Consider the following 11852-nt stretch of genomic DNA (forward strand, 5'->3'; position numbering starts at 1 on the left):
GGCTCACTTGAGGGTGACGGTCGCGCCGGCGCCCTCGAGCTGCTCCTTGGCCTTGTTCGCGGCCTCCTTGTCGACCTTCTCCAGGACCGGCTTCGGAGCGCCGTCGACGAGGTCCTTGGCCTCCTTCAGGCCGAGGGAGGTCAGCGCGCGGACCTCCTTGATGACCTGGATCTTCTTGTCACCGGCGGCCTCGAGGATGACGTCGAACTCGTCCTGCTCCTCGGCGGCGGCGCCGGCGTCAGCGCCGCCGGCGGCCGGGGCACCGGCAGCCGCGACGGCGACCGGGGCGGCAGCGGTGACCTCGAAGGTCTCCTCGAAAGCCTTGACGAACTCGGACAGCTCGATCAGGGTCATCTCCTTGAACTGGTCAAGGAGCTCCTCGGTGCTCAGCTTCGCCATGATGGCGTCCTTTCTGTTGGTGCCGTGAGTGGCGTTGTGATGGGGTGCTGGTCGCTGGCCTGGCGGCCGGGGCGATCAGCTCTCGTCGCCACCCTCGGCGACGTCGGTGGTGGCCTCGGCCGGAGCCTCGGCGGGGGTCTCGGCAGCAGCCTCGACGGGAGCGGCGTCGCCCTGCTCCTCCACCTTCGCGCGCAGCGCGTCGACGACCCGGGCGGTCTGCGACAGCGGGGCGGCGAAGAGGTAGACGGCCTTGCTCAGGTTCGCCTTCATGGCGCCGGCGAGCTTGGCCAGCAGGACCTCGCGGGACTCCAGGTCCGCGAGCTTGGTGATCTCCTCCGGCGTCAACGGCTTACCGTCGAGGACACCGGCCTTGATGACCAGGGCCGGGTTGGCCTTGGCAAAGTCACGCAGACCCTTGGCCGCCTCGACCGGGTCACCGGTGACGAAGGCGATGGCCGTGGGGCCCACAAGGTGCTCGTCGAGGCCCTCGATGCCGGCCTCGGCAGCAGCACGCTTGGTCAGCGTGTTCTTCACCACGGAGTAGGTGGCGTGCTCGCGCATGGAGCTGCGCAGCGCGGTGAGCTGGCTCACCGTCAGACCGCGGTACTCCGTGAGCACGGCCGCGCCGGACGCGCGGAACTTCTCCGCGATGTCCGCGATGGCTGCAGCCTTCTGGGGCGTTGCCATGTGGGCCTCCTTCGTCACGTGGTGCCGGCTACCCCCGGGCCCCCTCACGACAAGAGCCCCGGCGCAGAGGCGCACGGGGCTCGAATTCACGGCACGGACAGGGTCCGGCCACGTCGGCACGTACACTCCTGCGCTGGTCGCCCCTCGTTCGGGAACCTTCGGTCGGCATCTCCGGAACTTGCGCTCCGGGCACGCCGACGACCGGCGGTCATTGGGTATACCGCAAGGGTACGGCATACCTCCTCCCCCACCCAAATCTCGTGAGCCACGGCACCCGATTGCTGACGGGAGCCCCTTTCATCAGGTAGGACTGCCCCATGAAGTCTGTCGAGCGCTGGCACTCCGACCGTATGCAGCAGGAGATCACCCTGGTCCGCTGGGGCCACGACGGCGTTCCGGTGCTGGCGCTGCCGACGGCGGGCGGTGACGCGGAGGAGGTCGAGCGCCACAAGCTGGTGGGCGTGCTCGGGGACCTGATCGAGGCCGGCCACATCCGGCTCTACTCGTGCGACAGCGTCGCGGGCCGGGCGATGATGCACGGCGACGGCGACGTGGCCTACCGGTGCTGGCTGCTCAACCAGTTCCAGCAGGCCGTGGCCCACGAGGTCGTGCCGGCGATCCAGAGCGACTCCGGTCACCAGCTCGTGACCGTGGCCGGCTCCTCGATCGGCGCCTTCAACGCCGTCGCCCTGATCAGCCGCTACCCGCACCTGTTCCGGCTGGCGATCGCGATGAGCGGCACGTTCGACATCCAGCGCTTCATCGGCGGCTACACCGACGACCTCTACTACGCCACGCCGCGACGCTTCCTGCCGGGGATGAACGGCTCGAGACTGGAGCTGCTGCGCCAGCGCTTCGTCATGCTGGCCTCGGGCACCGGTGCCTGGGAGGACATCGAGGAGTCCTGGAAGATGGCCGACGTGCTCGGCGCGCGCGGCATCCCCAACCGGGTCGACAACTGGGGGCCGGCCTACGAGCACGAGTGGCCTACCTGGTGGGCGATGCTGCCGCAGTACCTCCGCGAGTTCCTGCAGGTCGGCTGACGTCTGCGTCGGTGCCCGGCTTGGCGTCGACGCTCGGCTCGGCGTCGGGCCCGCGCGGCGGGTAGACCCACGTGACGAGCACGACCGAGAGCGTCATGAGCAGGAACCACGAGCTGATCTTCCCCGCGTGCACCATGTCCCACGCCACCTGCTGGTTCGGGTAGAGCCACCCACCGGCGAAGGTCGCGACGTTCTCGGCCAGCCAGATGACCACGGCGACGAGGACGAACGAGGCGAGCACCGGCATACGGACGACCCTGCGGTGCACCCTGACATGCATCTGGGCTCGGCCCCAGACCACGGCGACCGCGAGGACGAGCGGCCAGCGCAGGTCGGGGAGCCAGTGGTGGGTGAAGAAGTTGACGTAGGCACCGACCGCCACGACCGAGGTCAGCCACAGCGGCGGCCAGCCCGAGAAGCGCAGGTCGAAGAGACGGTGCACGCGGACCATGTAGCTGCCGACCGCGGCATACATGAAGCCGCTCCACAGCGGCACGCCGCCGATCCGCAGGACGCCTCCGTCGGGGTAGGCCCAGGAGCCGACAGCGGTCTTGAAGAGCTCCATGACCGTGCCGACGAGGTGGAAGAGCAGGATCACCCGCAGCTCGCGCGGGGTCTCGAGGCGGGAGACGAGCATGGCGACTTGGATCAGGGCCGCGAGCAGGACGAGCAGGTCGTTGCGGGCGAGGGCCAGACCGTCCGGATAGAGGCGGGTCACGAGCAGGACCAGCAGCATCAGACCGCCGAAGAGCGCCGCCCAGCCCTGCTTGACGACGAAGACGGCGCCCTCGACGGCCCAGCCCTCGCGCCGGCCGAGGCCATGGCGTGCCCCGGAGCGCAACCGGTGCTCGAGGGGCGTCAGCTGGTTGCGCTCCGGGATCACGCTGCGACGCTAGGCAGCGGGGCTGAGCGTGCGCTGGGGGTCTGCCGAGGTGAGGCTGGGAGTGCGGTGGGGGGAGGGAGGTGAGGTGCCTCGATGGCGCTGACGTCATGGCGCACACTTCCGGCAAGCATTCGTTGGTCAGTTCCAACGAATCCTTGGCGGAAGTGTGTGTCATGGCTCGCCGGCCGGCGGCGGGGCTGGCGGGTGGCGGGGCTGCTGGCGTGTGACGGGGCCGGCCGGTGGCGGGGCTGTCCGGTGGCGGGGCTGCTGGCAGGATCGGGACATGGCTGGTCTGACGGACGTCCCCGGGGTGCGGGTCGCGCACGTGACGCTCGGCGACGGCGCACGCACGGGCGTGACGTGCGTCCTCCCCCACTCCCGCGACCTGCTGGCGGACCCGGTGACGGCTGCGGTGCACGTGGTCAACGGCTACGGCAAGCCGGTGGGGCTGGCCCAGGTCGCCGAGCTGGGCGAGATCGAGACGCCGGTCGTGCTGACGAACACCCTCGGGGTGGGCGCCGCGCACGAGGGGATCGTGCGGCACCTGCTCGCCCGGCACCCCGACCTCGGTCGCCCGACGACGGTCAACCCGGTCGTGCTCGAGTGCAACGACGGGCGGCTCAACGACCTGCGGGCGCTCGCGGTCAGGCCTGAGCACGTGCTCGAGGCGGTGCGGCTCGCAGAGGCTCGGCCGGACGGCCACGAGGTCGAGGAGGGCGCGGTCGGTGCGGGCCACGGGATGGTGGCCTTCGGCTGGAAGGGTGGCATCGGCACCGCCTCCGCACCCGTCGACGACAGGGTATGGCGCGCCACCCTCGGCGCCCTCGTCCTGACCAACATGGGGCGACCGGAGGACCTGGTCGTGCGGGGCGTCGCGGTGGACGCACGGCCGCCAGGCGGCGGCGTGGGCGGCGAGCGGGACAGCGGCGAGGGCGGCGGGCGGGACATCCCCGGGGGCGGCGAGCGGGACAGCGGCGAGGGCGGCGGGCAGGACATCGGCGGCGGCAATGGCGATGGCGAAGGTGCGCAGGGGCTCGCTGCCGACCCCGTCGACGGCTCGGTCATCGTGCTGCTGGCCACGGACGCGCCCCTGGACTCACGCCAGCTCGGCCGGCTTGCGCGGCGCGCCCAGAACGGGTTGGCTCGCACGGGGGTCCCGACCGCCCATGGGTCCGGGGAGTTCGTGCTGGCCTGGACCACCGCTCGGCCGGAGCACCGCCGCGACGGCGACTGGCTGCGGCCGTGGTTCGCGGCCGTCGCCGACGTGGTCGAGGAGGCGGTGCTCTCCTCGATGCGCGCGGCGCGGACGACGGTCGGCTGCGACGGGTCGGTGGTGCACCGCTGCCCGGTGCTCTGAGACCCGTCGCTCGTGATGGGCCCCGCCCGCACCCGGCCGGACCACCGGACCTGACCCACGGCATAAGGACCGAAGGAGGGGCTGCGCGGCTCGCGGACCCTGGCTCGGCCGTCAGGCGGCGCGGGCGTCGGCCCGCGCGAACGCTGCCGTGATCAGCTCGTGGACGCGACCGGGGTCGTCGAGGTCGGCCCAGGTGAGCCGCACGACCTCGTAGCCCAGGGCGCGCAGCCGGTCCTCGCGCAGCTTCTCCTGCCGGAGGACCTCCGGGCTGGTGTACTTCATCAGCCCGTCGAACTCCACGATCGTCCTCCTCGACCTGAAGAGGAAGTCCACCCTCCCGAGGGCGGCTCCGGAGAGGTCGCGGATCCACACCTGGCGCTCGAAGCTCAGCAGTCCCAGCGCGAGCATCACCTCGCTGCAGCGCGTCTCGCCGGCGGACTCGTGCTCGCCCGTGGCACGGTCCAGCGTCGCCTGCAGCGCCCGCCGGCCCGGGCGGGCGGTGAAGAGCGTGCGTGCCGCGACGAGATCGTCGTGCGTCGTCTGCTGAAGATGCAGCGCCGAGTCAGTGCTCACCAGCCCCGGAATCGTCCCGAACCGCACGGCCACCTGCAAGCACGCCACGGCGGCACCGACGACGCGGACACCAGCGGGCGTCGTGTGCACCTGGTCCTCGGGCAGGGCCTCGTGGACGACCAGCGCGTTGGCCCGCCGCCCCCTCACCCCGTCGGTGCGGACCATGTGCACGTCGTCGTCGGTGCCGAAGTGGCTGACGCCCAGGACGACCAGAGCGCTGTGGTGGCTGAGTGCATACGGACCCTGGCCGTCCGGGTCCAGGGCGTGCAGCACGGCGCGGGCGCGCAGGTCGTGACGCTCCCACGCGGCCAGGCCCGCCCAGCGCGCACCGTCGACGAACGTTCCGCGGCGGATCTTCGCGAGCCGGCCACCCTCGACCGCCGACCGGATCCCGAAGGTGTCCAGGCCCCCGCACCGCAGCTCTGCCGCCGTGACCACGCCGTCGCTGGCCTTGAGCAGCGCCTCGATGATGTCCATGCCGCCCAGCATGGCCGCCGCGGCCAGCCCACGACCGCGGCTGTCCACAGGCTCCTCACCTCTGAATTCATGGCGCACACTTCCAGCAAGAATTCGTTGGAACTGACCAACGAATCCTTGACGGAAGTGTGCGCTTTGAGGTGGGGGGTATGACGAAGGCGGCCGGTATGACCCCGGCAGCCGGCATGACGAAGGCCCCCGACGTGGACGTCGGGGGCCTTCGCAGCTCAGCAGCTCAGCGGTTCAGCCGCTGTGCTGCTCGGTGTCACTCGGCGGCGTCGGCCACCAGGCTGCTCACGCGCGAGGGGTCGACCGGGATGCCGGGGCCCATCGTGGTGGCGACGGTCGCCTTGGTGATGTAGCGACCCTTGGAGGCGGACGGCTTCAGACGCAGGATCTCGTCCATCGCCGCGCCGTAGTTCTCGACGAGCGCCTTCTCCTCGAAGGAGGTCTTGCCGATGATGAAGTGGAGGTTGCTGTGCTTGTCCACGCGGAACTCGATCTTGCCGCCCTTGATGTCGGAGACGGCCTTGGCGGTGTCCATCGTGACGGTGCCGGTCTTCGGGTTCGGCATGAGGCCGCGGGGACCGAGGACCTTGCCGAGACGACCGACCTTGCCCATCAGGTCCGGGGTGGCGACGACGGCGTCGAAGTCGGTCCAGCCGCCGGCGATCTTCTCGATCATGTCGTCCGAGCCGACGAAGTCCGCGCCGGCCTCACGGGCGGCCTCGGCCTTGTCACCGTTGGCGATGACCAGCACGCGGGCCGTCTTACCGGTGCCGTTCGGCAGGTTGACGGTGCCGCGGACGAGCTGGTCGGCCTTGCGGGGGTCGACACCGAGACGGAGCGCGACCTCGATGGTCGCGTCGTACTTCGTGGTCGAGGTCTCCTTGGCGAGGCGGACAGCCTCGACGGGGGTGTAGAGCTTGCCGTCCTCGATCTTCTCGGCGGCGGCCTGGTATGCCTTGCTGCGCTTCATGGTGCTGCTCCTGTGAATGGTGGTGGAGGTGTGGTACGGGCCGAAGCGGGCCCTGCCACGGAGGTGAGGTATGCCGTCCCGGTGCGGGACGGCATACCCCGGGAAATCACTCGGTGGTGATGCCCATCGAGCGGGCGGTGCCCGCGATGATGCGCTTGGCCATGTCGAGGTCGTTGGCGTTGAGGTCCTGCATCTTCATCTCGGCGATCTCGGTGAGCTGCGCGTCGGTGAGCTTGGCGACCTTGGTCTTGTGCGGCTCGGCGGAACCCTTCGGGACGCCCGCGGCCTTCTTGATCAGCTCGGCGGCCGGCGGCGTCTTGGTGACGAAGGTGAACGAGCGGTCCTCGTAGACCGTGATCTCGACCGGGATGACGTTGCCGCGCTGGGACTCCGTCGCGGCGTTGTACGCCTTGACGAACTCCATGATGTTGACGCCGTGCTGACCGAGGGCGGGACCGACGGGGGGTGCCGGGGTGGCCGCACCGGCCTGGATCTGCAGCTTGATGAAGCCGGAGACCTTCTTCTTGGGGGGCATGGTGCCTCTTTCGTGTTGTGGGCCGACGCCGTGGGCGATGACCCGGTTGCATGACCCGCGCCGGTCGGCGCGGGGGGATCAGATCTTGGCGACCTGGTTGAACGACAGCTCGACCGGGGTCTCGCGGCCGAAGATCGAGACCAGCACCTTGAGCTTGTGGCTCTCGGGGATGACCTCGGAGATCGTGGCGGGCAGGGTCTCGAACGGACCCTCCATGACGGTGACGGACTCGCCGACCTCGAAGTCGACCTCGACGGCGGGAGCGGTGCCACCCGACGCGGCGGCCGCGGCGCCCTTGGCGGCCGGGGCGGCGGCGGGGGCCTCGAAGCGCGGGGCGAGCATGGAGACGACCTCGTCGATCGACAGCGGCACCGGCTGGTGCGCGTTACCGACGAAGCCGGTCACGCCCGGGGTGTGGCGGACGGCGCCCCAGGAGGCGTCGGTGAGGTCCATGCGGACCAGGACGTAGCCGGGCATCCGGACGCGACGGACCAGCTTGGGCTGGCCGTTCTTGATCTCGCGCACCTCCTCCATGGGGACCTCCACCTCGTAGATGTAGTCCTCCATGTTGAGGCTGGTGATGCGGGTCTCGAGGTTGTGCTTGACGCGGTTCTCGTAGCCGGCGTAGGAGTGGATGACGAACCAGTCGCCGAACTTGCCGCGCAGGTTGGCCTTGAACTCCTCGAGCGGGTCGACCTCGGCGTCCTCGTCGGCAGCGTCCTCGACGGTGGCGTCGGCGTCGACGTCCTCGGTGGTCTCGTCGGCCTCGACGTCCTCGACCTCGTCGGCGACCTCAGCGCTGTCGACCTCGTCGGCCGTCTCCTCGCTCGCGGGGTCGACGAAGAGCTCGTCCTCGACGGGGAGGTCGTTCTGCGGGGTCTGCTCGGACATGCCCTACTTCCTCGGTTCTGGCGGCGCGGGGGTGCGCTGCCGGTGAGCTCGGCCGGTCTGGGCTCAGCGCCCGAAGACCAGCCCCATGAGCCACTGGAACAACTGGTCCAGGCCGAAGACGAAGGCCATCACGGCCGCGACGAAGACGAGCACCACGATCGTGTAGGTGATCAGCTCACGCCGCGTCGGCTGGACAACCTTGCGCAGCTCGGCCATGACCTGCGCGAGGAAGGTCGCGGGGCGGGCCGGCTGACCGGCGCCGCCCTGGCTGCGCGCGACACCCTCGATGTCGTGGGCCTGGTTCGCCACAGGTCGCCTTCCGTCGTGCAGATCGATGGTCCCGACCGGGCCGGGTCGGCCGTGGTCGTTCGCGCAGGGCATGAGGGACTCGAACCCCCAACCGCCGGTTTTGGAGACCGGTGCTCTACCAATTGAGCTAATGCCCTTCACCGGGTGCTCTGGCGTCGACCTGCGTTGGGGGCAGGCTGACGCACGGGGCGAACACCCGAACAGGCAGTCTACGTGAGCGGATAGCCAGGTGCAAAGATGGTCCGCGTGACCGAGCAGACCCAGACCCCAGTCTCCCGCATCTCCCGCCGGATCGGCGCCATCGCCGAGTCGGCGACGCTGGCCGTGGACGCCAAGGCCAAGGCCCTCAAGGCCCAGGGTCGACCGGTGATCGGCTTCGGCGCCGGCGAGCCGGACTTCCCCACGCCGGACTACATCGTCGAGGCGGCCGTCGCGGCGGCCGCCGACCCGGTGAACCACCGCTACTCCCCCGCCGGCGGGCTGCCCGACCTCAAGGCCGCCATCGTCGCCAAGACCCGGCGCGACTCCGGGTATGCCGTGGAGCCCGCCAACGTGCTCATCACCAACGGCGGCAAGCAGGCCGTCTACAACACCTTTGCCGCGCTGCTCGACCCGGGCGACGAGGTCATCCTGCCCACCCCCTACTGGACCACCTACCCCGAGGCGATCCGGCTCGCCGGCGGTGAGCCGGTCGAGGTGTTCGCGGGCGCGGACGCGGCATACCTGGTCACCGTGGAGCAGCTCGAGGCGGCCCGCACCGACAAGACCAAGGTGCTGCTCTTCTGCTCCCCCTCCAACCCGACCGGGGCGGTGTACTCCCCCGAGCAGGTCGAGGCGATCGGGCGCTGGGCGCTGGAGCACGGCATCTGGGTGGTGACCGACGAGATCTACGAGCACCTGCTCTACGACGGCGCCCAGGCCCCGTCGATGCCGGTCGTCGTGCCCGAGCTGGCCGACACGTGCGTGGTGCTCAACGGCGTCGCCAAGACCTACGCGATGACCGGCTGGCGCGTCGGCTGGATGATCGGCCCCAAGGACGTCATCAAGGCCGCCACCAACCTGCAGAGCCACGCGACCTCCAACGTCGCCAACGTCTCCCAGCGCGCCGCGATCGCCGCCCTCGAGGGCTCGCTCGACGCGGTCGAGGAGATGAAGGTGGCCTTCGACCGCCGGCGCCGGCTCATGGTCGAGATGCTCAACGCCATCGAGGGCGTCCACTGCCCGGTGCCCCAGGGCGCGTTCTACGCCTACCCGTCGGTCGAGGGGGTCCTCGGCAAGGAGATCAGGGGCAGGCGGCCGCAGACCTCCGCCGAGCTCGCGGCGCTCATCCTCGACGAGGTCGAGGTGGCCGTGGTCCCCGGCGAGGCGTTCGGGCCGAGCGGTTACCTGCGGCTGAGCTACGCGCTGGGCGACGAGGACCTCAAGGAGGGCGTGGGCCGCATCCAGGCCCTGCTGGGCGAGGCCCGCTGAGCCACCCGCCGCGACCTGCCTGGACCACATGACACCGGGCGCACGATCTGCCCCCTGAGACAGATCGTGCGCCCGGTGGTCCGTGGCGGCAGCGGTCAGTCGGTGCCGAACTCCATCGCCGCGCGGTCGAGCGCCTCCTCGTCCTCCTCGGTGGGGCCGACGCCGCCGACGATGGTCTCCGCACCGCCCGCCTCGAGGTGGCCGACGAGCTTGGTGGAGGCCATCCCGAGGGCCGCCATGCCGTCGCCGCCGTTGCCGAGCAGGCCCATCGCGACGTACTGCTCGAGGCGCGAGCGGGAGTCGGCGATGTCGAGGTTGCGCATGGTCAGCTGACCGATCCGGTCGGTCGGGCCGAACGCCGCGTTGGCGACGCGCTCCATCGACAGCTTGTCCGGGTGGTAGGAGAAGTTCTCCCCCGAGGTGTCCACGATCGAGTAGTCCTCGCCGCGGCGCAGCCGGACGGTCACCGAGCCGGAGACGGCCGAGCCGACCCAGCGCTGCAGCGACTCGCGGATCATCAGCGCCTGCGGGTCCAGCCAGCGGCCCTCGTACATGAGCCGGCCGAGGGCCCGCCCCTGCTGGTGGTATGCCGTGATCGTGTCCTCGTTGTGCACGGCGTTGACCAGGCGCTCGTAGACGATGTGGAGCAGCGCCATACCGGGGGCTTCGTAGATCCCGCGGGACTTGGCCTCGATGATGCGGTTCTCGATCTGGTCGGCCATGCCCAGGCCGTGGCGGCCACCGATCTCGTTGGCCTTCATCACCAGCGCGACGGCGTCCCCGCCGAAGTCGTCGCCGTTGATGGCGACGGGCCGACCGGCCTGGAAGGTGACGACGACGTCCTCGGTCTCGATCTGCACGTCCGGGTCCCAGAACCGCACACCCATGATCGGCTCGACGATCTCGATGCCGGTGTCCAGGTGCTCGAGGCGCTTCGCCTCGTGGGTGGCGCCCCAGATGTTGGCGTCGGTGGAGTAGGCCTTCTCCTTGCTGGCGCGGTAGGGCAGGTCGCGCTCGCTGAGCCACTGGCTCATCTCGTCGCGGCCGCCGAGCTCCTCGACGAAGGCCTCGTCGAGCCAGGGCTTGTAGATCCGCAGCTGGGGGTTGGCGAGCAGGCCGTAACGGTAGAAGCGCTCGATGTCGTTGCCCTTGTAGGTGGACCCGTCCCCCCAGATGTGGACGTCGTCCTCCTTCATCGCCTGGATGAGCATGGTGCCGGTGACGGCGCGGCCCAGGGGCGTGGTGTTGAAGTAGGTCCGGCCGCCGGAGCGGATGTGGAAGGCGCCGCAGGCCAGCGCGACCAGGCCCTCCTCGACGAGCGCGGGGCGGCAGTCGACCAGGCGGGCGATCTCAGCACCGTACTGCTGCGCACGGCCCGGGACACCGTCGATGTCGGGCTCGTCGTACTGACCGATGTGGGCCGTGTAGGTGCAGGGCACGGCGCCCTTCTCTCGCATCCACGCGACCGCCACCGAGGTGTCGAGACCGCCGGAGAAGGCGATCCCGACGCGTTCACCGACAGGGATGCTCGTCAAGACCTTGGACATGGGAGCCAGTGTATGCGGCGGTTCGCATATTTATGCAATCTGCTGGTCAGCGCACAGTGGTCGGCTACTGTGGAGGGCCTTGAACCAAAGGCGAGTCGACTCCTCGAACGCTTCCTAGCCGATCTTCTGCGCTCGCTTGGCGCGCTCGCCCTGCTGTTGGTGCTTCCCGTTGCCGCTTGCTCCCCCGCCCAGAACAGTTCGACGGCCCCGATGGACCGGCAGGCAGAGCAGGCCTCGGCCAGGGAATTCTTCGGGCGGGTCGCGGACTGCATGACCGGACACGGCTTTCCGGCGGAGGTGATCGACGACGGGAGCCGGGGGGGGGTAGAGTTCGCGTCTCCTCCCGGCCAGGAAGCCGCTGCGGAGAGCGCCTACGGGTCGTGCGCCGAGGAGAACGGCGGGGAGCCGACGCCTGCACCGCCCAGCGACAACGAGGTCGAGGAGATCTACCAGAACCTGCTCGAAGTGCGGGACTGCCTGGAGGGCGAGGGCTACACCACCCCCGACCCGCCCAGCCTCGCGACCTTCGTCGAGCAGTACCGTAGGGCCGGCCTCGACCAGGAGGTCACGCTGTGGAGCCCATATCCGGTGCCGGGTGGCCTCGTGGACGTCGGGGCGTTGCAGGCGTGTCCCGGCGGGGAGTAGAACCGCCGCGCCACAGCACCTTGCGGCGCGGGTCCGGTCACTGCTCAGCCCATGGCT

At 70.2% G+C, this 11852-nt stretch carries 13 protein-coding genes and 1 tRNA gene; 4 read left to right on the forward strand and 10 right to left on the reverse strand.

Features of this window, described 5'->3' with window-relative positions:
* Positions 1 to 3: 3 nt before the first annotated feature.
* Positions 4 to 399: a 50S ribosomal protein L7/L12 gene (gene rplL, locus IEV65_RS11745; protein ID WP_188431025.1), complete on the reverse strand. Its 396-nt coding sequence runs from the start codon at positions 397 to 399 to the stop codon at positions 4 to 6.
* A gap of 75 nt (positions 400 to 474) precedes the next feature.
* Positions 475 to 1086, reverse strand: coding sequence for a 50S ribosomal protein L10 (rplJ, locus tag IEV65_RS11750; protein ID WP_188431027.1), 612 nt, complete (start codon positions 1084 to 1086; stop codon positions 475 to 477).
* Between the two features lie 317 nt (positions 1087 to 1403).
* On the opposite strand from rplJ, the gene IEV65_RS11755 reads away from it, so the two are divergent.
* Positions 1404 to 2129 (forward strand): esterase family protein, encoded by a 726-nt coding sequence (locus IEV65_RS11755; protein WP_188431029.1) that lies wholly within the window; start codon positions 1404 to 1406, stop codon positions 2127 to 2129.
* Here IEV65_RS11755 and IEV65_RS11760 read toward each other — a convergent pair.
* Entirely contained in the window at positions 2074 to 3012 is a 939-nt protein-coding gene (locus tag IEV65_RS11760; protein ID WP_188431031.1) for a DUF817 domain-containing protein, read from the reverse strand. The two genes, IEV65_RS11755 and IEV65_RS11760, sit on opposite strands and share 56 nt — an antisense overlap.
* 283 nt (positions 3013 to 3295) lie before the next feature.
* Between IEV65_RS11760 and IEV65_RS11765 the strand changes: the two genes are divergently transcribed.
* Positions 3296 to 4369 (forward strand): P1 family peptidase, encoded by a 1074-nt coding sequence (locus tag IEV65_RS11765; protein WP_188431033.1) that lies wholly within the window; start codon positions 3296 to 3298, stop codon positions 4367 to 4369.
* A gap of 111 nt (positions 4370 to 4480) precedes the next feature.
* On the opposite strand, the gene IEV65_RS11770 is transcribed toward IEV65_RS11765, so the two are convergent.
* The 6 genes from IEV65_RS11770 to IEV65_RS11795 form a co-directional block, all read right to left on the reverse strand.
* On the reverse strand, positions 4481 to 5467 hold the full coding sequence (locus tag IEV65_RS11770) for a DUF559 domain-containing protein (protein ID WP_188431035.1): 987 nt from the start codon (positions 5465 to 5467) through the stop codon (positions 4481 to 4483).
* A 217-nt stretch (positions 5468 to 5684) separates the two neighbouring features.
* Positions 5685 to 6398, reverse strand: a complete 714-nt coding sequence (gene rplA, locus IEV65_RS11775) for a 50S ribosomal protein L1 (protein WP_188431037.1) — start codon at positions 6396 to 6398, stop codon at positions 5685 to 5687.
* Between the two features lie 106 nt (positions 6399 to 6504).
* A complete protein-coding gene (rplK, locus tag IEV65_RS11780; RefSeq protein ID WP_188431039.1) occupies positions 6505 to 6933 on the reverse strand; it encodes a 50S ribosomal protein L11 in 429 nt (142 codons plus the stop codon).
* A 78-nt stretch (positions 6934 to 7011) separates the two neighbouring features.
* Positions 7012 to 7824: a transcription termination/antitermination protein NusG gene (nusG, locus tag IEV65_RS11785; protein ID WP_188431041.1), complete on the reverse strand. Its 813-nt coding sequence runs from the start codon at positions 7822 to 7824 to the stop codon at positions 7012 to 7014.
* A 63-nt stretch (positions 7825 to 7887) separates the two neighbouring features.
* Entirely contained in the window at positions 7888 to 8133 is a 246-nt protein-coding gene (secE, locus tag IEV65_RS11790; protein WP_371870169.1) for a preprotein translocase subunit SecE, read from the reverse strand.
* A gap of 64 nt (positions 8134 to 8197) precedes the next feature.
* Positions 8198 to 8270, reverse strand: a tRNA-Trp gene (locus tag IEV65_RS11795).
* A 100-nt stretch (positions 8271 to 8370) separates the two neighbouring features.
* Between IEV65_RS11795 and IEV65_RS11800 the strand changes: the two genes are divergently transcribed.
* Complete coding sequence (locus tag IEV65_RS11800) at positions 8371 to 9603, forward strand: pyridoxal phosphate-dependent aminotransferase (protein WP_188431045.1); 1233 nt, start codon at positions 8371 to 8373, stop codon at positions 9601 to 9603.
* A gap of 95 nt (positions 9604 to 9698) precedes the next feature.
* On the opposite strand, the gene argG is transcribed toward IEV65_RS11800, so the two are convergent.
* Complete coding sequence (gene argG, locus IEV65_RS11805; protein WP_188431047.1) at positions 9699 to 11150, reverse strand: argininosuccinate synthase; 1452 nt, start codon at positions 11148 to 11150, stop codon at positions 9699 to 9701.
* A gap of 12 nt (positions 11151 to 11162) precedes the next feature.
* On the opposite strand from argG, the gene IEV65_RS11810 reads away from it, so the two are divergent.
* On the forward strand, positions 11163 to 11795 hold the full coding sequence (locus IEV65_RS11810) for a hypothetical protein (RefSeq protein ID WP_188431049.1): 633 nt from the start codon (positions 11163 to 11165) through the stop codon (positions 11793 to 11795).
* The last annotated feature ends 57 nt before the right edge of the window (positions 11796 to 11852 follow it).

This window comes from Ornithinimicrobium tianjinense (genome assembly GCF_014636495.1).
GTDB classification, from domain to species: domain Bacteria; phylum Actinomycetota; class Actinomycetes; order Actinomycetales; family Dermatophilaceae; genus Ornithinicoccus; species Ornithinicoccus tianjinensis.

Bases quoted from the DNA above. Each gene is read 5' to 3' on its own strand.
- rplJ (WP_188431027.1), bottom strand. From the start codon at position 1,086: ATGGCAACGCCCCAGAAGGCTGCAGCCATCGCGGACATCGCGGAGAAG.
- rplL (WP_188431025.1), bottom strand. From the start codon at position 399: ATGGCGAAGCTGAGCACCGAGGAGCTCCTTGACCAGTTCAAGGAGATG.
- rplK (WP_188431039.1), bottom strand. From the start codon at position 6,933: ATGCCCCCCAAGAAGAAGGTCTCCGGCTTCATCAAGCTGCAGATCCAG.
- rplA (WP_188431037.1), bottom strand. From the start codon at position 6,398: ATGAAGCGCAGCAAGGCATACCAGGCCGCCGCCGAGAAGATCGAGGAC.
- IEV65_RS11810 (WP_188431049.1), top strand. From the start codon at position 11,163: ATGCGGCGGTTCGCATATTTATGCAATCTGCTGGTCAGCGCACAGTGG.
- argG (WP_188431047.1), bottom strand. From the start codon at position 11,150: ATGTCCAAGGTCTTGACGAGCATCCCTGTCGGTGAACGCGTCGGGATC.
- IEV65_RS11800 (WP_188431045.1), top strand. From the start codon at position 8,371: ATGGTCCGCGTGACCGAGCAGACCCAGACCCCAGTCTCCCGCATCTCC.
- IEV65_RS11755 (WP_188431029.1), top strand. From the start codon at position 1,404: ATGAAGTCTGTCGAGCGCTGGCACTCCGACCGTATGCAGCAGGAGATC.
- nusG (WP_188431041.1), bottom strand. From the start codon at position 7,824: ATGTCCGAGCAGACCCCGCAGAACGACCTCCCCGTCGAGGACGAGCTC.
- IEV65_RS11765 (WP_188431033.1), top strand. From the start codon at position 3,296: ATGGCTGGTCTGACGGACGTCCCCGGGGTGCGGGTCGCGCACGTGACG.